Source organism: Allobosea sp. TAF32 (assembly GCF_052113585.1).
Taxonomy (GTDB): domain Bacteria; phylum Pseudomonadota; class Alphaproteobacteria; order Rhizobiales; family Beijerinckiaceae; genus Allobosea.
The window spans coordinates 234,990-255,627 of record NZ_JBFRDM010000002.1 but is presented as its reverse complement, the minus strand read 5'-3'; the positions used below and the strand labels follow the sequence as shown (position 1 = coordinate 255,627).

Here is a 20,638-nt window from a genome sequence, read left to right as displayed (position 1 = left end):
CTGCGGTTCTGGTTGAAGCGGTGGAAAGGGCTCGCCCGGTCGTGGGTTCCGGGTTCGCGGGCGAAAGCCCGCGCCCCGGAATGACAGGGTGAAGCGCTCTTTACGCCGCCTTCTTGCCCAGCCCCGCCTTGGCTTCGGCGAAGGCATAGGCGATCCAGGGCAGCAGCGCCTTGACGTCGCGTGCCTGCACCGTCGCGCCGCACCAGATGCGCAGGCCGGGAGGGGCGTCGCGGTAATGGCCGAGATCGTAGCCGGCGCCGGCCTTCTCGATGATCGAGACGACCTGCTTGGCGAAGGCCGCCTGCGCGTCCGCCGGCAAGGCCGTCACGGCCGGATCGGTGAACTTCAGGCACACTGATGTGTTGGAGCGCGTCTTCGGCTTCACGGCCAGGAAGTCGATCCAGTCGTTTTCGCGCACGAACTTGGCGATGACGCGGGCATTGCCGTCGGCGCGTTTCACCAGGCCGTCGAGCCCGCCGACCTTCTGGGCCCATTCCAGCGCGTCGATATAGTCCTCGACCGCGAGCATGGAGGGGGTGTTGATGGTCTCGCCGGTGAAGATGCCCTCGATCAGCTTGCCGCCCGAGGTCATGCGGAAGATTTTTGGCAGCGGCCAGGCCGGCTTGTAGCTTTCGAGCCGGGCGACGGCGCGGGGCGAGAGCACGATCATGCCATGCGCGGCCTCGCCGCCGAGCACCTTCTGCCAGGAGAAGGTGACGACATCGAGTTTCGGCCAGTCGAGGCGCTGGGCGAAGGCGGCCGAGGTGGCATCGCAGATGGTCAGCCCCTCGCGGTCATCCGCGATCCAGCTGGCGTCGACGACGCGCACGCCGGAGGTGGTGCCGTTCCAGGTGAAGACGACGTCGCGGTTCTTGCTGTCGACCTTCTTCAGGTTAGGCAATTCGCCATAGGGGGCGTCGAAGGTGCGGACATCGGCGAGCTTGAGCTGCTTGACGACATCGGTGACCCAGCCGGCGCCGAAGCTCTCCCAGCTGACCATGTCGACGCCGCGGGCGCCGAGCAGAGACCAGAGCGCCATCTCGACGGCGCCGGTGTCGGAGGCCGGCACGATGCCGATGCGGTAATCGGCGGGAACATCAAGCACCTCGCGCGTCAGGTCGATCGCGCGCTTGAGCTTGTCCTTGCCGATCTTGGCGCGGTGCGAGCGGCCGACCGGGGCGTCTGAGAGGTTCTTGAGGGCCCAGCCGGGGCGCTTGGCGCAGGGGCCGGACGAGAAATTAGGCACGCGCGGACGCACGGCCGGAGCAGTATTCGCCATCGATGTCTCCATCCTTACAGATGGGCGCGCCCCGTTGGGGGGGCGTGTCCCGTCGATGGGGGTAGGCGCGACGGGGTGGAGAGTCAAGGCTGTCAGTATACCACGTGTGCTAGCACCCCATATCGGCCTGCGGCCGCCCTATTCCCTTGGGGACGAGGCGATTGTTTGCTTGCAATCTCTCGCCCCTCATCGTGTGTCTTGAAGGGGGGTGAAACGAATGGCCAAAATTTCTCAGATTGATTGGGATATTATCGATGCGCGAGTTCGCTCGGTGTCCGAGGCGCGCAGACTTCCAAATCTTTCCATGGCGATGCTTTGGCTAGTTCTAGATCAATTTTTTCCTCAGCTTGAGGATGAGACTTGGGAGTCCATAACGGATGGCCCGGACGACCGCGGTGTTGATGCTATTCACATTGTGGAAGGTGATGGTCATGTCGAAGTGTATTTATTCCAATCAAAATACCGGGAGACGGCGGCGGCTACAGATAAGACAATTAACGATTCCGAGGCTCTTAAGCTGTCGTTATTTATCGAAGAGTTGTTTGATAAATCAGAGCATTTAGGAAAATCTGGTAATTTACGACTTAGAGAGGCCGTGAATCGAATTTGGAAGTTGCATGAAGATGGAATTATATGCCGTTATCGAATTGTATTTTGCTCTAACGATAGAGGGATATCTTCTTCTGCGCGCGAGATAATCGATCGGGTGTGCTCTAAGCATCTTCAGGTTGGATTCGAATGTTATGGCCCTAGCGAGCTTATACGTGATTTGGGGTCACGCGATAAGCATCGTGAGACAGGGTATCTTCAAGTGGTGGGCCGGGAAGCTTTCGAGCGCACGGACGGGGATGTGCGCGGTGTCATAGCATCCGTTGATGCAAAATCGTTTGTTGAGCTTATCCAGACACCAGATCGCCGATCGGTGAAGCGATATCTGTTCGATGATAATCTTAGAGTTTTCTTGGGTTCTAACGGTGGATATAATCAGTCTATTATATCAACGGCTACATCAAGTGATAGCCATTTATTTTGGTACTTGAACAATGGCATAACTATAACGTGCAAGAATTACTCATATAATAAAGGCCACGTCAACCCAAAGATTAAGATCGAGGATTTTCAGATAGTTAACGGCGCTCAAACATCGCATTCTCTTGTTGAGGCAAGTCGTTTAAATTCGGATTCTCTTGAGAATGTAATTCTAATGGTTCGCGTCTATGCCACGGACCGAGGGGATATTGCTGAGCGAGTTGCTGTTGCGACAAACAGCCAGGCTCGCATACAGAGTCGAGATCTTCGAGCTAACCATCCAGTTCTGAAAAAATTAGAACTTGCATTTGCTGAAAGAGGATATTTCTTTGAGCGTAAAAGAAATATGCATAGCGACAGGGATGTTGATCTAAGGATCGATGCTCTGAAGCTGGGTCAGATCATTATGACATACTATCTCCGTGAGCCTGAGCGTGCAAAGGGAGAGTCTGATTCGATATTTGAATCTAGATTTAATTCTATATTTCATGAGAGCTACGATGTTGACGATTTGTGTCGGATATTTAAGTTTCACAGCGCAATTGAAAATATGCGCGACGCCTACATCGCTAAATTTGGAAGTAGTATTGAGAGGGGTGGAGAGCTTCAGTTTCTAGTTTATGGTCATTGGTTTGTTCTATTTGCAGCCAGATTAATCCTAGCAAAAGACTCTCGTCCAATTCCTGTCGGCGAAGAGGCTGAGGCGTTAATTCTCCAAGCTATCGGTGTTGTCGCAAGAGTCTGTGGGCAGACAAAGTCCGTTGCACATTATCAAATGTTCAGAAGTTCGCGCACGAAAGATAAGATCATGGCTGAGTTCTCCGGGCGCCAAAGTGATTTTTTTGACCTGCTGAGCGGGTTATGAAAGTGCATTTTGCATTGTTTTGTAGGTCCGCCTCTTTGTCGGCTTTGCGTCTCATTTGTCCCCGCTTCTAGCCGCACACCTATAATCCAGCCACCTCGTCCCCGAGGGGCAGCCATCCGGAGATATGCCGTTGGCGGGGCGGGGGCGGCGCCTGCGGGTGGGGTTACGACGCACTCCCGGGAGGCTTTGGGGCACCGCCCAAACCGAATGATGCGCGGGGAACCCCTCTCCCGGATGGGAGAGGGGCAGGGGTGAGGGACCGCCGCTTATCATTGAGGCGCAACGGCGCCGCTGCGGCCCTTGTCGGATAGCGCAGGCCCTCATCCCTGCCCTTCTCCCACACGGGAGAAGGGTTCCCCGCGCCTCTTGAGGGACGGTTGAGGTAAGCAGGGCGCGCGCCCTATCCGCCAACGGCCTTGCGAATGGCGGCAATGACGGCATCCCTGTCATCCACGACCTCGGCATTGCCGAAGCGAATGACCGTGAAGCCGTGTCGCTCGATTTCCTCCGTTCGCGCGGCATCGTAGTCCGCTTCCCAGCGATGCTGGCGACCATCGATCTCGACGATCAGCTTTCGGTCGATGCAGATGAAATCGACGGTGTAGCCGAGTAGGGAACCTGTCGGCGGAACTTGAGGCCGTTGAGTTGGCGGTTTCGCAAGAGCGACCACAGGACTTCCTCCGGCTCGGTTGCGTGCCGCCGAAGCTGCCTGGCGAATTGGCGCCGTTCGGTTGTCATCGAGCGGAGGCTGAACACATTCGCCTCGACGATCAATGGCGGTCCCTCACCCCTGTCTCTTACTGATCTCGGGCTTGCCCGAGATCAGCACTCAAAGTGTCGAAGTCGGCAACAGCCGACTTCGATGCGGGAGAGGGGTCCCCGCGGTCCCTTCGCGAAGACTTATCCCCGCCCGCGCAAACCGCGCCTATTCTCGGCCCACCTCGTCCCCGAGGGGCAGCCATCCGGAGGTATGCCGTTGGTAGGGGCGGGGGCGGCGCCTGCGGGTGGGGTTACGACCCACTCCCGGGAGGCTTCGGGGCACCGCCCTGGGGGTACTACGGCCCCTGTGCGAGGAGCTCGCTGGAAGGCTCGGCCGGTGACGGTCGGCACGGCAGGACGCGACGACCCGATGAGGGGAACTGGCGTCCGAGCCCGCCGATCCCTAGCAGCCCAGCCGTATAAGCGCGGCCCGGAGTCCGAAATCGCCGATGAGCGGAGCGCCACGGGGCGTGCGGAAGGTGGCTCAATCCTTCCGCGCCGCATCCTGGCTCAACGGAAGCGGCCCGATACCCAACGCGCCTCGCGGCGCTCCGCTGCCCCTCGTTCGAACCCGCCGCGTGGAAGCGCGAGCGGGATAAACCCATGCGTCATTCTCGGGCGGAGCGGAGCGCAGACCCGAGAATCTCGGGCAGGAGAGGCGCCAGAGCCTCCTTCGGGAAGAGATGCTCGGGTCAAGCCCGAGCATGACGCAGAGAGGGCTTTTGGTCGAGGAGAAGGGAAGTCCCGCCCGTTCAATCCCCCGTCATCGTCATCTCGGCATCGACAGCCTTCATCTTCGGGTGAGCGGCACAGAAGGCCCTGATCTTTTCCGCAACGGCGGCGGAGTATTCGCTCTTCCGATGGGCGCCGGACTTCAGATAGTCGGCGCAGCTCAGCTCCCGGTCGGTAATCCCGGCAGTGGCCGGGGCGACCAGAGCGGCGAGGATGAGGAGGCCGGCGAAGGCGGCGAGCAAAACGCGGGAGAGGCGGGGCATGGTCTGGTCCTGAACGGGCAGCCGCATCACAGGTCTGCCTCAAGCGGCGCTCCTGCCTTGCGTCGCGCCCGCTTGCAAATGCGATTGTCGCGGCCCCGATGCGCGGGCAGGGCAGTGCGGCCGCGGGATCGTTGGCGGGAGGGGGAAGGCGGGGCCGGCATTTCGTGATAGGCAGCGGCTCATCCCGCTAGAGCATGTCCGGCGAACAGGGTTCGCCTCCAAAGCTCCAGCCTTTCGCTTTGTCGCAATTCCGGACGCAAAACCGCTTCGCATTTTTGCTGGAATTGCTTGGAGGTAACGAGACCATGGCCAAGAAGACCCCCGAACAGCTCGCCCGTGAATTCGAGGGCCGCAAGGCCAAGGGGCTGGCCAAGGGCGGGGCGGCGTTCTGGCCCAACATCCTCGCCAATGCCGTGCTGAAGCTCACTGCGACGCGCGCCGCGATCACGCCGGAGGCGCTGATCGAGATGATCGAGCGCGAAAGCGAGGCGCTGGACGTCTCGGTGAAGGCCGGCGCGACCGAGGCCGTCGCGCGGCTGAAGCAGGCCGTCGCCAAGGGGGCGTGAGGCGCCGGCTAGATCGCCGCGCGTCCTACCGGACGCGAAGTGGCGATCTAACTCTTTGTTCAAGCATCGGATTTGTCCGAAAAGCGGATTCCACTTTTCGGTCCGATGCTCTAGCCCGGCACGCCGGCGATGACGCCCTTGCGCAGCAGGAAGCAGCCATAGGGGCGGGGGTCGCCGACCTGCACCACGGCGAAGGCGCGCCGCGCCGCCTCGTAGAAGGCGAAGCGCTCGATGCCGGCGAGCGGCGCCGGGCGGCCGAGCGCCGCATCGATTTCGGCCTGCACGGCGCGCTGGACGTCGGGGATCGCGGCGGCATCGCCGACGACTTCCATGCGCCTGACAGGCTCAGGCTCGAAATCGTCGATCGGCAGCACCGAGAGGATGGCGCGGGCGGCGCGCTGCATCGTCAGGCCGGGCAGGCGGATCAGCTTTCCGCTGGTGGTGGCGCTGGCGATGGTCTGGGCCGGGTGGTTGGCGTCGACGAGGGCGAGGTCGTCGCCATGGCCCATGGCGGCGAGCACCCAGAGCAGATCGGCGGAGAGGACGGGATCGAGCGATTTCAGCATGGCGGGCGGCGCCCCCTGTTCGCGAGATAGATGCGGGCGGCGTTGCCGCCGAAGAGCGCGGCGCGCTCGGGTTCGCTGAGCGTGGCGGTGAGGCGTTCGGCCGAGGCGTGCCATTGACCGTAGGAGGAGCGAAGCGTCGCGACCGGCCAGTCGCTGCCCCAGAGCAGCCGTTGCGGGCCAAAACAGGCGAGAAGGTGTGACACCGCCGGCTCCAGCGTCGCGTCGGTCCAGCCCGGCCCGGCTTCGGTGACGAGGCCGGAGAGCTTGCAGGCGGTATTCGGCCGGGCGGCGAGCGCGGCGATGCCGTCGCGCCAGTCGGAGAGGTCGGCGCCGGCGAGATCGGGCTTGGCGCCGTGGTCGACGATGACGGGCAGTTCCGTCTCGCGGTCGAGCAGCGCGAGCAGCGCCGGGATCTGCGGCGGCTTCACCAGGGCGTCGAAGACGAGGCCCTGCGCCTTCATCGCGGCGAAGGCGGGGGCGAGGTCGGGACGAGCGAGCCAGTGCGGATCGGGGATGTCCTGCACCATCGGCCTTAAGCCCACCAGCAGCGGGTCGGCGGCGAGTGCGGCGATGCGTGTGGGGGCATCGGGCGCTTCGAAATCGGCCCAGCCCACTACCCCGGCGACGAAGGGCGTGGCGGCGGCGAGATCGAGCAGGAAGCGAGTCTCTGCCTCGGTCGGCGCGGCCTGGACGAGGATGGTGGACGTGATGCCGTGTTCGGCGAGATGCGGGGCGATGTCGGCAGGCCCGAAGTCGCGATAGAGGGGCTTGAGCGCGGGCGTCAGCCAGCCATAATCGCCACGGGCGAGCCGCCAGAAATGCTGGTGCGAATCGATGCGGGGCGGGCTCTTCACGGGCGGCTCTCGCGGGCGGGCTCTGCACCGGGGTGGCCCGGCGTGGCGCTACTATGTGCACGCCAACATGTTAGCTTGCAACCGGCTCGAAAGCGGATTAGCGTCCAGCCCGATCGCGGGTGGCGGAAGCGCCGCTTCAGGACATCCCGCGCGAAGGCAAGCCCGCAAAGGGCGGCATTTATAGTCCGTGGGAGGACGCCGATGACCGACAGCATTCTCAAGCCGACCCGACGCGTCCTTCTGAGCGGTGCCGCTGCCGCGCTCGCCTCGCCGCTCGTGCTGCGGAAGGCGCAGGCGCAAGGAGCGTTCGACTGGAAGAAGTTCTCGGGACAGTCGATCGACGTGCTGCTGGTCAAGAACCCGCGCTCCGAGCTGATGCAGGCGGCGGAGAAGGAGTTCACCGAGCTCACCGGCATCAAGGTCTCGTCCGAGCAGGTGCCGGAGCAGCAGCAGCGCCAGAAGGCGGTGATCGAATTCGCCTCGGGCAAGCCGAGCTTCGACGTCAGCGGCATCTCGCTGCACGTCCAGAAGCGGATGGCGGCCAAGGGCAAGTGGTTCGAGAACCTCGAGCCCTACATCAAGAACGCCGCGCTGACCGCGCCGGATTTCGACTTTGCCGATTTCGGCGCCGGCCCGGTCGCCTATGCGCGGCAGGCGGACGGGGCGCTCGATACGCTCCCGTTCTTCGTCGACTACTGGATGATCTACTACAACAAGGAGCTCTTCGACGCGAAGAGCGTCGCCTATCCGAAGACGATGGACGAGATGTTCACGGCGGCGCAGAAGCTGCATGACCCGGCGAAGGGCGTTGCCGGCTTCGTCTCGCGCGGCCTGAAGAACGCCAACATCCCGGTCTGGACCTCGCTGATGCTCGGTCAGGGCATGGAGACGGTCTCGCCGGAGGGCAAGCTGCTCACCGACACGCCCGAGGCGATCTGGGCGGCCGAGCTCTACAAGAAGCTCAACAAGGAGACCGGCCCGGTCGGGCAGGTCGGCTTCAACTGGAACGAGTGCCAGACCACCTTCATGCAGGGCCGCGCCGCGATGTGGCTCGACGGCATCGGGTTCGCCACGCCGCTGGAGGATCCGTCGAAATCCCGCATCGTCGGCAAGGTCGGCTATGGCGTGACGCCGCCGGGGCCGAAGGCGCATTATGCCGGCATGTTCGCCGACGGCATGGGCATCTCGCGCGGCTCCTCCAAGAAGGAGGCGGCCTGGCTCTACCTCCAGTACATGACCAACAGGAAGAACCAGATCGCCATGCTCAAGGCCGGCGCCGGTGCGCCCGGTCGCTCCTCGGCCTATCTCGACACCGAGACGATCCAGCAGTCGAAATTCGGCAAGCAGTATTTCGAATGCCTGCTGGCCTCGGCCAAGATCGCGCGGGCCGGTCTGCCGCAGATCGTGCCGGTGACGGAGTTCCGCGACGTCTTCGGCGTGGCGCTGACCAATGCGATCGGCGGGGCGGATGTTGCGGCCGAGCTCAAGAAGGCGACCGAGACCTTCGCGCCGGTGCTCGCCAAGAGCGAGCAGGCCTGAGGAAGACAAGCGTCATGGCCGGGCTTGACCCGGCCATCTCGTGACAAATGCGCACTCTCGAAGAGATGCTCGGGTCGAGCCCGAGCATGACGGTTTCAGACGCATGACCAGCACGTCCCTGCCAGCAAGTCTCGCCAGTGCCGCGCCGCCCGCCGCCGCGGAATCTCACGATTTCACGCCGCGCTATTGGCTGTTCTCGCTGCCGGCGGTGCTGGTGATTGCGGCTGTCATCGTCTTCCCCTGGCTGTTCACGCTCTTCATGTCCGGCCAGGACTGGAAGATCGGCGGCGGGGTCGAGTTCGTCGGCTTGGGCAACTTCGCCGAGCTGGCGAAAGATGCGCGCTTCATCGAGTCGATGGGACATACCCTCTACTTCACGGTGCTGGCGGTGGTGCTGCCGATCGTGTTCGGCACCGCGGCGGCGCTGGTCTTCCACCGCGAATTCCCGTTCCGCGGGCTGCTGCGCACCATCTTCGTCATGCCGATGATGGCGACGCCGGTGGCGGTCGCGCTGGTCTGGACGATGATGTTCCATCCGCAGCTCGGCGTGCTCAATTACCTGCTCTCGCTCGTCGGCATCGGCCCCTCGGGCTGGGTCTACGATCCGGCGACGGTGATCCCGACGCTGGTCATGGTCGAGGTCTGGCACTGGACGCCGCTGGTGATGCTGATCGTGCTCGGCGGCCTCGCCGGGCTGCCGCGCGAGCCTTATGAATCCGCGCTGATCGACGGCGCCAATGACTGGCACATGTTCCGCCACATCACGCTGCCGCTGGTCTGGCCCTTCATCATGGTGGCGATCGTGATCCGCACCATCGACGCGCTGAAGGCCTTCGACACCATCTTCGTGATCACGCAGGGCGGGCCCGGCACGGCGTCGGAAACGCTGAACATCTTCCTCTATCTGCAGGCCTTCCAGTTCTACAAGATCGGCTACGCCTCGGCCGTCGTGGTGATCTTCTTCATCATCATCATCATGCTTTCGCTGCTGCTGCTCTATGCACGGCAGAAGTCGAAGTGGAACGCGTGATGAACCGCTTCGCCAAAAAGTTCGGCTTCTGGGCCTCGGTCTTCGTGCTGGTCTCGCCGGCTGTTCTGGTCTTCCTCTGGATGATCTCGCTGTCGCTGAAGAACGAGCTCGACAACACTGCCTTCCCGCCGATCTTCATCCCGAACCCGCCGACGCTGAAGAACTATGTCGACGTCTTCGCGCAGAACAATTTCGGGCTCTATCTCTGGAACTCGATCCTGGTGACAGGCGGGGCGGTTCTGCTCGGGCTCCTCGTCGGCGTGCCCGCCGGCTACGGCATCGCGCGGGGCAAGGCGCATAAATTTGCGATCCTGATCCTGGTCGCGCGTATGACGCCGGCGCTGTCCTATCTCATCCCGCTCTTCCTGCTGTTTCAGATCACAGGATTGGTGGGCTCCATCACTGCGCTGGTCATCACCCATCTCGTGATCACCATCCCGATCATCGTCTGGATCATGATCGGGTATTTCGAGAACGTGCCGATAGAGCTGGAGGATGCCTCGCGCATCGACGGCGCCACGACGTGGCAGGCCTTCCGCCATGTCGCACTGCCGCTGGCGAAGCCGGGTATCGTCGTCGGCGGCATCCTCGCCTTCATCTTCTCCTGGAACAATTTCATCTTCTCGGTCGTGCTCGGTGGCAAGGCGAGCCGGACGCTGCCCTCGGCCGTCTACAACTCGCTGACCTTCGAGCAGATCTCCTGGGGACCGCTGGCGGCGGCGGCGCTGCTGGTGACGCTGCCGGTGCTGCTGGTCACCGTGATCGCACAGCGCCAGATCGTCGCCGGGCTCTCGGCCGGAGGCCTCAAGGACGGCTAGATCGCCGCGCGTCATATCGGACGCGAAATGGCGACCGAGCTCATTGTTTGAGCATCGAGCCTCTCCGGAAAGTGGATTCCACTTTTCGGTCCGATGCTCCAGCAAAACCAATGCGGGGCGCTTGCGGGCGCTTCTGTCTTCATACTAACATGTCAGTCAACGTTCAGCCCTGAAAGCTCCCTCACATGGCCACCGACAAGACCCGCTTCGGCCTTTCCTGCGCGATCACGACCCCGATGCGGGAGGGCGGCAGCGTCGACCTGCCGCGCCTCACCCATCACGCCCGTCACGTTCTGGCTGCAGGCTGCGACTCGGTCACGCTGTTCGGCACGACAGGCGAGGGGGCGGCGCTCGGGCTGCCGGCACGGACGGCAATGATGGGCGCGCTGATCGGGGCGGGGATCGATCCTGCCAAGCAGATCTATGCCGGCATCGCGGCTGCCTCGCTGCATGAGGCGGTCGAGCAGGCGCAGCTGGCGCTCGATGCCGGAGCAAAGGGCCTGCTCGTCGCGCCGCCCTTCTACTTCAAGGGCGTCAGCGATGACGGGCTCTATGTCTGGTTCTCGCAGTTCTTCGAGAAGCTGGGGCCTTCGGCGCGCAATGTCGTGCTCTATCATATCCCGTCGGTGACGGCCGTCGATATCAGCGTCGGGCTGGTGCAGCGGCTGAAGACGGCGTTCCCCGGCCTCGTCATCGGCGTGAAGGATTCGTCCGGCAGCTATGCCAACACCGAAGCGCTGCTGAAGGCGCATGGCGAACTCGCCATCCTGGTAGGCGACGAGCGCCAGCTCGCCAAGGCCGTGCGCAACGGCGCTGAGGGTACGATCTGCGGCGTCGCCAATCTGGTGCCGGAGCTGCTCCGCCCGATGGTCTATGAGGGCAAGGACAGTCCGGTGGTGAATGCGCTGGTCGACGAGATCTGCTCCTATCCGGTGCTGGCGGCGGTGAAGGCGCTCACAGGCCATATCCATGGCGATCCGGGCTATGGCGCGATGCGTCCGCCGCTGGAAGCGCTGGACGAAGCGACCCGCAAGCGGCTCTTTGCGGCCTTCGATTCGATCAAGCAGGCAAAGGCTGCCTGACAGGGATGCCGGAAGGAGGGATCGTGAGCGAGCCGGAGCATGAACCGCGCGAGGGCGAACCGCTAAAGCTGAGGGAGCGCGCCTATGCCTCCTTCACCGAGCGATTGCTGGCGCGCGAGATCAAGCCCGGCCAGTTCGTGACCCAGCGCGAGCTCGTCGCGATGACGGGCTTTCCGCTCGGCGCCATCCGCGAGCTCGTGCCGCGGCTGGAGGCGGAGGGCCTGATCAAGACCGTGCCGCAGCGCGGCATGCAGGTCGCCCATGTCGATCTCAACCTGATCCGCAACGCCTTCCAGTTCCGGCTCTTCCTGGAGAAGGAGGCGACGGCGCTCTACACCCAAAACGCGACGGACGCGGAGATCGCCGAGCAGCGCGCCCGCCACGAGGCGATCATCGCCCGGGCCGAGGCCGGCGGCGACGAGCGCCTGATCGAGGATGCCGAGGATGTCGACCGGCGGATGCACGAAGCCATCATCGACCATCTCGACAACGACATCGTCAGTCAGGCCTTCCGCGTAACCTGGCTGAAGATCAGGCTGATCCGGCAATACGAGACGCGCATCCAGAACCACATCCTCGTGCCGGTGATGCAGGACCATCTCAAGATCATCGCTGCGATCGAGAGCCGCGACCCGGAACGCGCCGCGGACGAAATGAGCATCCATATCGGCAACGCCCGCGCGAGGGCCATGCAGTACTGACACCACCAATCATCACGAGCCGGAAGAACCGGCCGCTTCCCGGAGGGAACAGGCGATGAAGAAGCAGACGAGGCGCGAATTCATGGCCGCTGCGGCGGCGGGGACGGCTGCGATCGCGGCGCCCAACATCCTGAGAGCGCAGGCGCTGGTGCTGCGTTGGGCCGACGGCCAGCCCGCGAGCCATCCCTCGCCGCAGAGCGCGGTTAAGGCGGCGGCCGAAATCAAGGAGAAGACCGGCGGACGCGTCGACGTCCAGTCCTTCCCGAACGGGCAGCTCGGCTCCTCCCGTGACATGGTCGAATCCGTTGCGAGCGGTGCCCTGACCATGGTGACGGAAGGCGCAGCGCAGCTCGGCCAGTTCGTGCCGCAGCTCTCGATCATCGAGGCGCCCTATATCTGGAAAGATGCGGCGCATATGACGCGGGCGCTGAAATCGCCGCTGATCGACGAGCTCAACAAGGCGCTGGTCGAGAAGCGCGGCATGCGGATGATCGGTGTCAACTATTACGGCGTCCGCCATCTCACCAGCGGCAAGAAGCCGATCAACTCGGTCGAGGACATGAAGGGCTTCAAGCTGCGCGTGCCGGAGGTCGACACCTTCCGCGCCATGGCGGAAGCCTGGGGCGCGCGGCCGACGCCGCTGAATTTCTCCGAGCTTTATCTCGCGCTCTCCCAAGGGGCGGTCGACGGTCAGGAAAACCCGCTGCCGACCATCGCCTCGGCCAAGCTGGCGGAGGTGCAGAAATACCTTGTGCTGACCGCGCATATCATCACGCCGCGGCTGGTGATCGTGAACGAGGGCGCCTGGCAGAAGATCCCGCAAGCCGATCGCGACATCGTCGTGGCCGCCGTCGACAAGGCCGCGATCTGGCAGGACAACGAGATCCTGGAGCAGGAAAAGGGCCTGGCCGACAGCATGGCCAAGGGCGGCATGACGGTGACGAAGCCCGACAACGAGGCCTTCCGCAAGCCGGTCCTGGCGAGCGTGCCGGCCAAGTTCGAGAGCAAATGGGGCAAGGGCCTCTGGGATCGAATCCAGGGGCTGTGAGGGTGTCTGTTCCCTGCATTCCCACGCTGTCATTCCGGGGCGCTGCGTAGCAGCGAGCCCGGAATCCATGAACACCGGTTTCGATCGGTTGAGCGCGGCATTCGTCCGCTTCATCCGGCGATCATTGTGTTCATGGGTTCCGGGCTCAGGCCTTCGGCCTGCCCCGGAATGACGGTTGCGATGTCAGATCCAAGATAGCGAAAGCATCCCCATGACGCTCTTGCCCAGGGTATTCGACCGGGCGATGGAGGTGATCGCTGCGATCCTCCTCGTCGCACTGCTGATCACGGTGACGCTCGGCATCGTCACGCGGGCGCTCGGCGAGCCGCTGATCTGGACCGACGAGGTCTCACGCTTCCTGATGCTTTGGGTCGCGGTGACCGGGTGGATTCTGGCCAGCCGACGCCGCGCGCATATCCGCATCCGCTTCTTCCACGACATGCTGCCCGCGCGCGGATGGCGCTCGGCCGAGGCGATCATGCAACTCGCCATGATCGTCTTCGGCCTGCTGATCGCCTGGTACGGCGTGCATCTGGTCGAGGCCAACCACGATCTCGAGGCGACGACAGTGCCGCTGTCGATGGGGCTGCTCTACGCGCCGATGGTGCTCGCCGGGATCGTGACGGCGCTGCAGGGGGTCGGCGAATTCGTCGGCAGCCTGCGAAACTGGCGGACCTCGCCTTACGAGCCGGTGGCGGCGACGCTGCAGGAGCCGGCGGAATGAGCGCGCTGATCTTCAAGATCACGGCCGTCTGGCTGCTCTCGATCCTCGCCGGCTTTCCGCTTTTCGCCTCGATGGGGCTCGCCGCCTTCGCCTTCGTGCTGATCGGCGATCTCTCTGCCTCGATCGTGCCGCAGAAGATGGCGCAGGCGATGAATTCCTTCCCGATCGTCGCGGCGCCGCTCTTCATCCTGATGGGCAACATCCTCGCCGCGGCGCGCATCACCGACCGCATCGTCGCCTTCGCGACCTCGGTGATCGGCTGGCTGCGCGGCGGCTATGCCCATGCCTCGATCCTGACCAGCATGATCTTCGCCGGCATGGTCGGCTCGGCGGTGGCCGATGCGGCGGGCTCGGGCGCGATCGAGATCCGGGCGATGCGCAAGGCCGGCTATCGGCCGGAGACGGCCGCCGCGATCACGGCCGCGGCTGCGACGATCGGCCCGATCATCCCGCCTTCACTGCCGATGGTGATCTACGGCGTGACGGCCGATGTCTCGATCGGCCGGCTCTTCATTGGCGGCGTCGTTCCCGGCGTGCTGATGGGGCTGTCGCTGATGGTGATGGTCGCGATGATCGCCGGGCGGCAGGGCTTCCGGAAGGAGAAGTTCGCGGGCTTCCGCGAGATCGGCCGCACCTTCTTCAGCGGCTTCTTCGCGCTGATGACGCCGCCGCTGATCCTGGGCGGCATGTTCTCCGGCATCTTCACGCCGACGGAGGCGGCCGCGGTCGCCTGTCTCTATGCGCTCTTCCTCGGATTCTTCGTCTACCGCACGCTGGAGGTGAAGCAGCTCTGGCCGATCCTGATCGACACGGTCGAGACCATGGGGCTCGTCGCCGTGCTGGTGATGGCGGCCGGCGCGCTGGGCTGGTGCATGTCGATCTCGCGCGTGCCGCAGACGCTGACGCCGATGATCGTCGAGACGATCCGGCACCCGCTCGTCTTCCTGCTCGTCTGCAATCTCATCCTGCTCGTCGTCGGTTGCTTCATGGAGGCGCTGGCTGCGATGCTGATCCTGATCCCGATCCTGGTGCCGGCGGCGAACAGCTTCGGTATCGATCCGGTGCAGTTCGGCATCATCATGATCCTGAACCTGATCCTGGGCACGATCCACCCGCCGATCGGCGTGGTGCTCTTCGTGGTGACGCGCATCGCCAATGTCTCCTTCGAGACGATGTCGAAGGCGATCCTGCCCTGGCTGGTGCCGCTGCTGGTCGTGCTCGCGGCGATCACGCTGTGGCCGCCGCTGACGACATGGCTGCCGAACCACATGATGGGGCCGTGAGGGAAGCCGCGATCGTTCCATCGGCCCTCGTCACGAGGGGGCCCGGAGGGCCGTCTCGAAGGATGGTCCAGATGGATCGGGAGCCTCGCGAAGCATCCTTCGAGACACGCTCTGCGAAGCGCGCCTCAGGATGAGGGCTGAGAGGAAGAGCTCGGAAGCCCTCAGCTCTCCGGCTCGCCGCCATGGTCGAGATAGCGCGCGACGGGGATGACGATCTCCTCGTCGAGCTTGCCGATCGCGGCTTCGTCCTTATCCGCGTAGGGGATCGCCTTCAGCACATAGCGGATGGCGTTGAGCCTTGCGCGCAGCTTGTCGTTGCTGCGCACGACATGCCAGGGCGCAGCGTCGGTCGAGGTCCGGCCGAGCATCTCGTCGAAGGCACGGGAATAGTCGTCGAAGCGCGGGATGGCCTCGAAGTCGATCGGCGAAAGCTTCCAGCGCTTGAGCGGATCGTGCCAGCGCGCATGCAGCCGGGTCATCTGCATCTCGCGGCCGATGGTCAGGAAGAGCTTGATGAGGCGGATGCCGTCCCGCGCCAGCATGCCCTCGAAGACGGGGGCCTCGTGCAGAAAGCTCTCGGTTTCCGCGGGTTTGCAGAAGCCCATGACATGCTCGACACCGGCCCGGTTGTACCAGGAGCGGTCGAAGAAGACGAGCTCGCCGGATGTCGGCATCTCGCTGGCATAGCGCTGGAAATACCACTGGCCCTTCTCGGTGTCGGAGGGCTTCGGCAGCGCGACGGTGCGCGCCTGGCGTGGATTGAGATGCTGGGTGAAGCGGCCGATCGTGCCGCCCTTGCCGGCGCCGTCGCGGCCCTCGAAAACGATGACGATGCGCTCGCCCTGCCTGGAGGCCCAGCGCGTCAGCTTTTGCAGCTCGATCTGAAGCGGCTCGAGCTCACGATTGTAGCGCTTGCGCTTCATTCGCTTGCCGTATGGGTAGTCCCCGCTGTGATAGGCGGCGTCGATGATGGCTTCCGACAGCGTGTCGGCCTCGATGTCGAAGCCTTCGGGTTTGGAGGCGGCCTTCGCCGGTTTGCCGTTCTTGCCGGCAGGCGGCGCGATCGACCCGTTGGGGTTTGAACCTGAGAATTTCTTTGCCATCGCGGCCTCCGCTTCAGGCGAAGCGTAGCCGGCTGATGCGTGGAAGGGAATTGACGCCTCTTCTCGTTCCGCTCAGGAAGGGTTGGCCGGCGGAACCGGCCGGCTCCGAGCGCTCCATGGTCGACATTGCCACTACCTCTCCCGCGACGATGCGGTCCATGATCGAGGCGCTCGGCGCCCCCGTCGTACTGCTTGACGAACAGGGCATCGCCCAGGCCCTCAGCCCTGCGATGCACGCGCTCGTTCCGGGGCTCGAGGTCGGAAAGTTCCTGGCGCTGGTGCTGCGCGACCCCGATCTCAACGATGCGATCGAACAAGTCGCGCATAAGGGCGGACGCGACACCGTCGAGCTGGTCGAACGTGTGCCGTTCGAGCGCGCCTTCCGCATCCATGTCGCGGCGCTGGGCGGCGGGCGGCGCCGGCCGACGCTGCTCACTTTCCAGGACCTCAGCGAGCAGAGGGTGATCGAGCGCATGCGCGTCGATTTCGTCGCCAATGCCAGCCATGAGCTGCGCACGCCGCTCGCTTCTCTGCTCGGCTTCGTCGAGACGCTGCAGGGGCCAGCGCGCAACGACGAGCGGGCGCGCGAGCGCTTTCTCGGCATCATGCGCGAGCAGGGGCTGCGCATGGCGCGCCTCGTCGACGATCTCCTCTCGCTCTCGCGCATCGAGCAGCGCGCGCATGTGGCGCCGGACACACCGGTCGATCTTGCCGGGATCGCGCGTGAAATCGTCGACTCGCTGACATTGATGGGGCGCGAGCGCGAGGTGACGCTGACGCTCACCACGCCGCGCGAGCCGCTGCTGGTCCCCGGCGACCGCGACGAATTGCTGCGGCTGATGGAGAACCTCGTCGAGAACGCCATCAAATATGGCAAGCAGGGCGGCGAGGTGAAGATTGCCGTCGAGGCCGGCGAGGACGAAGCCGGCTTCTATGTTCGTGACGACGGGCCGGGGATTGCGCCGGAGCATCTGCCGCGCCTGACGGAGCGCTTCTACCGCGTCGACACCGCCGCGAGCCGGGAAGCGGGCGGCACGGGCCTGGGGCTGGCGATCGTCAAGCACATCGTCCTGCGTCATCGCGGCAGGCTCACGATCGAAAGCAAGCCGGGCGAGGGGGCGACCTTCAAGGCGATCCTGCCGCGCTTCGAGGCCCGGCGTTGAGGCGGCTGAAACGCCGCCTCAACGCTTTGTGACAGTTTTCATGACGTCATGTCATCCGGCCGTCATATAGGAAGTGTTCTGACAGGGGCGCTGTAAACAGCGACCTAGAGAGGACATCTCCATGCGCAAGATTCTCGTTCTGGCGGCCGTGGCCGCCGGGATTGCCGGTTCCGCCCAGGCTGCCGACATCACCGGCGCCGGCGCGACCTTCCCCTTCCCGATCTATTCGAAGTGGGCCGAGGCCTACAAGAAGGACACCGGCACGGGCCTCAACTACCAGTCGATCGGCTCGGGCGGCGGTATCCGCCAGATCAAGGCCAAGACCGTCGCTTTCGGCGCGACCGACGCCCCGCTCAAGGGCGAGGACCTGACCAAGGACGGCCTGATCCAGTTCCCGACCGTGATGGGCGGCGTCGTGCCGGCCGTGAACATCGCCGGCGTCGAGCCGGGCAAGCTCAAGCTCTCGGGCGAGATCATTGCGCAGATCTATCTGGGCGACATCAAGAAGTGGAACGACCCGAAGATCGTCGCGCTCAACGCCGGCGTCACCCTGCCGGATGCCAACATCAACCCGGTCTACCGTTCGGACGGCTCGGGCACGACCTTCGTCTTCACCGACTACCTCTCCAAGGTTTCGGCTGACTGGAAAGCCAAGATCGGCGCCAACCAGTCGGTCCAGTGGCCGGTCGGCATCGGCGGCAAGGGCAATGAGGGCGTCTCCGCCTCGGTCAAGCAGGTCGCCAACTCGATCGGCTATGTCGAATACGCCTATGCCAAGCAGAACAAGCTTGCCCACGCCCTGGTGAAGAACGCCGACGGCAACTTCCCGGCTCCCGAGGAGAAGGCCTTCCAGGCTGCCGCCGCCAACGCCAACTGGCAGGAGCAGCCGGGCTTCGGCATCTCGCTCAACAACCAGAAGGGCGCGGATGCCTGGCCGATCACTTCGGCGACGTTCATCCTGGTCCATGCCAAGCCGGAGAAGCCGGAAGAGGTGCAGGCCGCGATGAAGTTCTTCGACTGGGCCTACAAGAACGGCGACAAGCTGGCGAGCGAGCTCGACTACGTCGCCCTGCCGTCGAATGTGAAGGATCAGGTCCGCAGCGCCTGGAAGGGCGTGACCGACACCGCCGGCAAGCCGATCTTCTGATCGCTGCCAACTGACAAGGCGAGGCGGGCCAGTCCCGCCTTGCCGCTCTCTTCAAGCCCTCATCCTGAGGGGCGGCCCCAGCTGGCCCTCCCGCAGGATGCTCCTCAGGATGAGGGCTGGGATTGATCGGGACGGGCGACCGGCCATGGCAATCCCGGCAACGAGACCGGAGCCCCCGCGGATGACCGCAGCAACCGATATGACGAACGTTCCCGGCACAAGGCCGGTCGTCCGCAAGGCGCCGAAGGCGGGGTTCGACCTCTTCTTCCGCAATGCGAGCTTCGCCGCGGCGCTGCTCGTGCTGGTGCTGCTCGCCGGTATCATGATCTCGATGATCATCGGCGGCTGGCCGGCCTTCCGCGAGTTCGGCCTCGGCTTCATCACCTCCAGCGTCTGGGATACGCAGAACGAGCAGTACGGCGCCTGGCCGGCGATCGTCGGCACGCTCTCGACCGCGCTGATCGCCCTCGTCATCGGCGTGCCGCTCTCGCTCGGCATCGCGGTCTACCTGACCCAGCTGGCGCCGGGCTGGTTCAAGAAGCCGGTCGCCACCGCGATCGAGCTGCTCGCTGCGGTGCCCTCGATCATCTACGGCATGTGGGGCCTGTTCGTCTTCGTGCCGCTCTTCGCGGCCTATGTGCAGATCCCGCTCTCGAACCTCGTCGAGGGCATTCCGATCGTCGGCACCGTCCTCTACTCCCGGTCCCCTTCGGGCCTCGGCATCTTCACGGCCGGCATCATCCTGGCATTCATGATCGTGCCCTTCATCGCCTCGATCACCCGCGACATGCTGGAGCAGATCCCTTCCGTGCTGCGCGAAAGTGCCTACGGCATCGGCGCGACGACCTGGGAGGTCGTGCGCCATGTGCTGGTGCCGCAGGCCGGCGTCTCGATCATCGGCGCGATCATGCTCGGCCTCGGCCGCGCCCTCGGCGAGACGATGGCCGTCACCTTCGTCGTCGGCAACGCCAACCGCCTGTCGGCCTCGATCCTCGATCCCGGCTCGACCATCGCCTCGCGCATCGCCAACGAGTTCAACGAGGCGATGGGCCTGCAGCTCAACTCGCTGATCGCGCTGGGCTGCATCCTGTTCTTCGTCACCTTCGTCGTCCTCGTCATCGCGCGGCTCCTGGTCGCCCGGGTGAAGCGCTACTGAGGTCCTGAGAGATGAGCATGACGACCGCCTCCACGCCGCGCGAACTGCCCCACACCCCCTGGGGGCGCGTGCGCCAGTCCCGCCGCACAGCCGACCGGCTGATGAAGATCATCGCCACGGGCTTCACCTTCTGCGCCATCTTCGTGCTGTTCTGGATTCTCGGCATGCTACTGGTGAAGGGCATCGGCGGGCTCTCGCTCGCGACCTTCACCGAAGTTACGCCGGGCCCCGGCTCGCAGGGCGGCGGCCTCGCCAACGCCATCGTCGGCTCGGTGGTGCTGACCTTTCTCGGGATCGCGGTCGCGACCCCGGTCGGCGTGCTCGCCGGCACCTGGCTTGCCGAATACGGCAAGGGCTCGAAGCTCGCGAACCTGATCCGCTTCATCAACGACATCCTGCTGTCGGCACCGTCGATCCTGATCGGTCTGTTCGTCTATGTGATCCTGGTCGAGCCCTTCCGCGGCTATTCCGGCTGGGCCGGCGGCGTCGCGCTCGGCATCATCGCGATCCCGGTCATCGTGCGCACCACCGAGGACATGCTGAACCTCGTGCCCGGCCCGCTGCGCGAAGCCGGCTCGGCCCTCGGCGCCCCGCCGTCGGTCGTCATCACCTCGGTGACCTGGCGCGCCGCCAAGGCCGGCATGGTGACCGGCATCCTGCTGGCTCTCGCCCGTATCGCCGGCGAGACTGCGCCGCTGATCTTCACCGCGCTGAACAACAATTTCTGGTTCTCGCCGACCCTGGTCGGCGGCGTCTCGAACCTGCCCGTCACCATCTACCAGTTCGCCTCCGCTCCCTATGAGAACTGGCAGCAACTGGCCTGGGCGGGATCGCTGATCATCACGGTCTCGATCCTGCTGCTCTCGATCATTGCCCGCCGCTTTGTCGCCGGCGGCAAATAAGACTTGAATCCAACCCGGTCGCGTCCGAC

The 20,638-nt window shown here is 64.3% G+C and carries 19 protein-coding genes and 1 pseudogene; 14 read left to right on the top strand and 6 right to left on the bottom strand.

From position 1 onward, the window contains the following. Nucleotides 1–100 precede the first annotated feature (100 nt). Nucleotides 101–1,279, bottom strand: coding sequence for a phosphoserine transaminase (locus AB4Z16_RS05805; protein WP_441510392.1), 1,179 nt, complete (start codon nucleotides 1,277–1,279; stop codon nucleotides 101–103). A 217-nt stretch (nucleotides 1,280–1,496) separates the two neighbouring features. Here AB4Z16_RS05805 and AB4Z16_RS05800 point away from each other — a divergent pair, with 217 nt between their 5' ends. After that, a complete protein-coding gene (locus AB4Z16_RS05800; RefSeq protein ID WP_441510391.1) occupies nucleotides 1,497–3,173 on the top strand; it encodes an AIPR family protein in 1,677 nt (558 codons plus the stop codon). A gap of 400 nt (nucleotides 3,174–3,573) precedes the next feature. Here the strand turns inward: AB4Z16_RS05800 and AB4Z16_RS05795 are convergent. Together AB4Z16_RS05795 and AB4Z16_RS05790 are read right to left on the bottom strand one after the other, a co-directional pair. Beyond that, nucleotides 3,574–3,911, bottom strand: a pseudogene (locus tag AB4Z16_RS05795) (endonuclease domain-containing protein). Nucleotides 3,912–4,684: 773 nt separating this feature from the next. Next, a complete protein-coding gene (locus tag AB4Z16_RS05790; protein ID WP_441510390.1) occupies nucleotides 4,685–4,954 on the bottom strand; it encodes a hypothetical protein in 270 nt (89 codons plus the stop codon). Between the two features lie 278 nt (nucleotides 4,955–5,232). Between AB4Z16_RS05790 and AB4Z16_RS05785 the strand changes: the two genes are divergently transcribed. Beyond that, the gene (locus AB4Z16_RS05785) at nucleotides 5,233–5,493 is read left to right on the top strand and encodes a hypothetical protein (RefSeq protein WP_441510389.1); all 261 of its coding nucleotides are present in this window, start codon (nucleotides 5,233–5,235) and stop codon (nucleotides 5,491–5,493) included. A gap of 110 nt (nucleotides 5,494–5,603) precedes the next feature. Here the strand turns inward: AB4Z16_RS05785 and AB4Z16_RS05780 are convergent, their stop codons facing one another. Together AB4Z16_RS05780 and AB4Z16_RS05775 are read right to left on the bottom strand one after the other, a co-directional pair. Beyond that, nucleotides 5,604–6,059 (bottom strand): RbsD/FucU family protein, encoded by a 456-nt coding sequence (locus tag AB4Z16_RS05780; protein WP_441510388.1) that lies wholly within the window; start codon nucleotides 6,057–6,059, stop codon nucleotides 5,604–5,606. Then, nucleotides 6,053–6,913 carry an amidohydrolase family protein gene (locus AB4Z16_RS05775; RefSeq protein WP_441510387.1) on the bottom strand — a complete coding sequence of 287 codons (861 nt, stop codon included), beginning with the start codon at nucleotides 6,911–6,913 and terminating at the stop codon, nucleotides 6,053–6,055. Before AB4Z16_RS05775 ends, AB4Z16_RS05780 begins: the two co-directional genes overlap by 7 nt. Nucleotides 6,914–7,114: 201 nt before the next feature. On the opposite strand from AB4Z16_RS05775, the gene AB4Z16_RS05770 reads away from it, so the two are divergent. The 8 genes from AB4Z16_RS05770 to AB4Z16_RS05735 all read left to right on the top strand — a co-directional run bounded on the left by AB4Z16_RS05770 (nucleotide 7,115) and on the right by AB4Z16_RS05735 (nucleotide 15,138). Beyond that, nucleotides 7,115–8,452 carry an ABC transporter substrate-binding protein gene (locus AB4Z16_RS05770; protein ID WP_441510386.1) on the top strand — a complete coding sequence of 446 codons (1,338 nt, stop codon included), beginning with the start codon at nucleotides 7,115–7,117 and terminating at the stop codon, nucleotides 8,450–8,452. A 103-nt stretch (nucleotides 8,453–8,555) separates the two neighbouring features. Then, a complete protein-coding gene (locus AB4Z16_RS05765; protein ID WP_441510385.1) occupies nucleotides 8,556–9,482 on the top strand; it encodes a carbohydrate ABC transporter permease in 927 nt (308 codons plus the stop codon). Further along, nucleotides 9,482–10,300, top strand: coding sequence for a carbohydrate ABC transporter permease (locus AB4Z16_RS05760; protein ID WP_441510384.1), 819 nt, complete (start codon nucleotides 9,482–9,484; stop codon nucleotides 10,298–10,300). Before AB4Z16_RS05765 ends, AB4Z16_RS05760 begins: the two co-directional genes overlap by 1 nt. Nucleotides 10,301–10,485: 185 nt before the next feature. Next, nucleotides 10,486–11,382 carry a dihydrodipicolinate synthase family protein gene (locus AB4Z16_RS05755; protein ID WP_441510383.1) on the top strand — a complete coding sequence of 299 codons (897 nt, stop codon included), beginning with the start codon at nucleotides 10,486–10,488 and terminating at the stop codon, nucleotides 11,380–11,382. A gap of 23 nt (nucleotides 11,383–11,405) precedes the next feature. Further along, complete coding sequence (locus tag AB4Z16_RS05750; RefSeq protein WP_441510382.1) at nucleotides 11,406–12,083, top strand: GntR family transcriptional regulator; 678 nt, start codon at nucleotides 11,406–11,408, stop codon at nucleotides 12,081–12,083. Nucleotides 12,084–12,138: 55 nt separating this feature from the next. Beyond that, entirely contained in the window at nucleotides 12,139–13,131 is a 993-nt protein-coding gene (locus AB4Z16_RS05745; protein ID WP_441510381.1) for a sialic acid TRAP transporter substrate-binding protein SiaP, read from the top strand. 211 nt (nucleotides 13,132–13,342) lie between these two features. Next, the gene (locus AB4Z16_RS05740) at nucleotides 13,343–13,855 is read left to right on the top strand and encodes a TRAP transporter small permease (RefSeq protein ID WP_441510380.1); all 513 of its coding nucleotides are present in this window, start codon (nucleotides 13,343–13,345) and stop codon (nucleotides 13,853–13,855) included. Further along, complete coding sequence (locus AB4Z16_RS05735) at nucleotides 13,852–15,138, top strand: TRAP transporter large permease (RefSeq protein WP_441510379.1); 1,287 nt, start codon at nucleotides 13,852–13,854, stop codon at nucleotides 15,136–15,138. The genes AB4Z16_RS05740 and AB4Z16_RS05735 overlap by 4 nt, the downstream gene beginning before the upstream one ends. A gap of 161 nt (nucleotides 15,139–15,299) precedes the next feature. Here AB4Z16_RS05735 and ppk2 read toward each other — a convergent pair whose 3' ends face one another. Further along, nucleotides 15,300–16,241, bottom strand: coding sequence for a polyphosphate kinase 2 (gene ppk2 / locus AB4Z16_RS05730; RefSeq protein ID WP_441510378.1), 942 nt, complete (start codon nucleotides 16,239–16,241; stop codon nucleotides 15,300–15,302). Between the two features lie 116 nt (nucleotides 16,242–16,357). Between ppk2 and AB4Z16_RS05725 the strand changes: the two genes are divergently transcribed. The 4 genes from AB4Z16_RS05725 to pstA all read left to right on the top strand — a co-directional run bounded on the left by AB4Z16_RS05725 (nucleotide 16,358) and on the right by pstA (nucleotide 20,609). Continuing rightward, the gene (locus AB4Z16_RS05725; RefSeq protein WP_441510377.1) at nucleotides 16,358–17,404 is read left to right on the top strand and encodes an ATP-binding protein; all 1,047 of its coding nucleotides are present in this window, start codon (nucleotides 16,358–16,360) and stop codon (nucleotides 17,402–17,404) included. A 121-nt stretch (nucleotides 17,405–17,525) separates the two neighbouring features. Beyond that, entirely contained in the window at nucleotides 17,526–18,551 is a 1,026-nt protein-coding gene (pstS, locus tag AB4Z16_RS05720; RefSeq protein ID WP_441510376.1) for a phosphate ABC transporter substrate-binding protein PstS, read from the top strand. Nucleotides 18,552–18,732: 181 nt separating this feature from the next. Further along, nucleotides 18,733–19,707, top strand: coding sequence for a phosphate ABC transporter permease subunit PstC (gene pstC / locus AB4Z16_RS05715; protein WP_441510375.1), 975 nt, complete (start codon nucleotides 18,733–18,735; stop codon nucleotides 19,705–19,707). Nucleotides 19,708–19,724: 17 nt separating this feature from the next. After that, entirely contained in the window at nucleotides 19,725–20,609 is an 885-nt protein-coding gene (pstA, locus tag AB4Z16_RS05710) for a phosphate ABC transporter permease PstA (RefSeq protein ID WP_441510374.1), read from the top strand. Nucleotides 20,610–20,638 lie beyond the last annotated feature (29 nt).

Excerpts from the sequence above, each read along its gene's own strand:
- AB4Z16_RS05805 (WP_441510392.1), bottom strand. The coding sequence starts at position 1,279 with ATGGCGAATACTGCTCCGGCCGTGCGTCCGCGCGTGCCTAATTTCTCG.
- AB4Z16_RS05800 (WP_441510391.1), top strand. The coding sequence starts at position 1,497 with ATGGCCAAAATTTCTCAGATTGATTGGGATATTATCGATGCGCGAGTT.
- AB4Z16_RS05790 (WP_441510390.1), bottom strand. The coding sequence starts at position 4,954 with ATGCGGCTGCCCGTTCAGGACCAGACCATGCCCCGCCTCTCCCGCGTT.
- AB4Z16_RS05785 (WP_441510389.1), top strand. The coding sequence starts at position 5,233 with ATGGCCAAGAAGACCCCCGAACAGCTCGCCCGTGAATTCGAGGGCCGC.
- AB4Z16_RS05780 (WP_441510388.1), bottom strand. The coding sequence starts at position 6,059 with ATGCTGAAATCGCTCGATCCCGTCCTCTCCGCCGATCTGCTCTGGGTG.
- AB4Z16_RS05770 (WP_441510386.1), top strand. The coding sequence starts at position 7,115 with ATGACCGACAGCATTCTCAAGCCGACCCGACGCGTCCTTCTGAGCGGT.
- AB4Z16_RS05765 (WP_441510385.1), top strand. The coding sequence starts at position 8,556 with ATGACCAGCACGTCCCTGCCAGCAAGTCTCGCCAGTGCCGCGCCGCCC.
- AB4Z16_RS05760 (WP_441510384.1), top strand. The coding sequence starts at position 9,482 with ATGAACCGCTTCGCCAAAAAGTTCGGCTTCTGGGCCTCGGTCTTCGTG.
- AB4Z16_RS05755 (WP_441510383.1), top strand. The coding sequence starts at position 10,486 with ATGGCCACCGACAAGACCCGCTTCGGCCTTTCCTGCGCGATCACGACC.
- AB4Z16_RS05745 (WP_441510381.1), top strand. The coding sequence starts at position 12,139 with ATGAAGAAGCAGACGAGGCGCGAATTCATGGCCGCTGCGGCGGCGGGG.
- AB4Z16_RS05740 (WP_441510380.1), top strand. The coding sequence starts at position 13,343 with ATGACGCTCTTGCCCAGGGTATTCGACCGGGCGATGGAGGTGATCGCT.
- AB4Z16_RS05735 (WP_441510379.1), top strand. The coding sequence starts at position 13,852 with ATGAGCGCGCTGATCTTCAAGATCACGGCCGTCTGGCTGCTCTCGATC.
- ppk2 (WP_441510378.1), bottom strand. The coding sequence starts at position 16,241 with ATGGCAAAGAAATTCTCAGGTTCAAACCCCAACGGGTCGATCGCGCCG.
- AB4Z16_RS05725 (WP_441510377.1), top strand. The coding sequence starts at position 16,358 with ATGGTCGACATTGCCACTACCTCTCCCGCGACGATGCGGTCCATGATC.
- pstS (WP_441510376.1), top strand. The coding sequence starts at position 17,526 with ATGCGCAAGATTCTCGTTCTGGCGGCCGTGGCCGCCGGGATTGCCGGT.
- pstC (WP_441510375.1), top strand. The coding sequence starts at position 18,733 with ATGACCGCAGCAACCGATATGACGAACGTTCCCGGCACAAGGCCGGTC.
- pstA (WP_441510374.1), top strand. The coding sequence starts at position 19,725 with ATGACGACCGCCTCCACGCCGCGCGAACTGCCCCACACCCCCTGGGGG.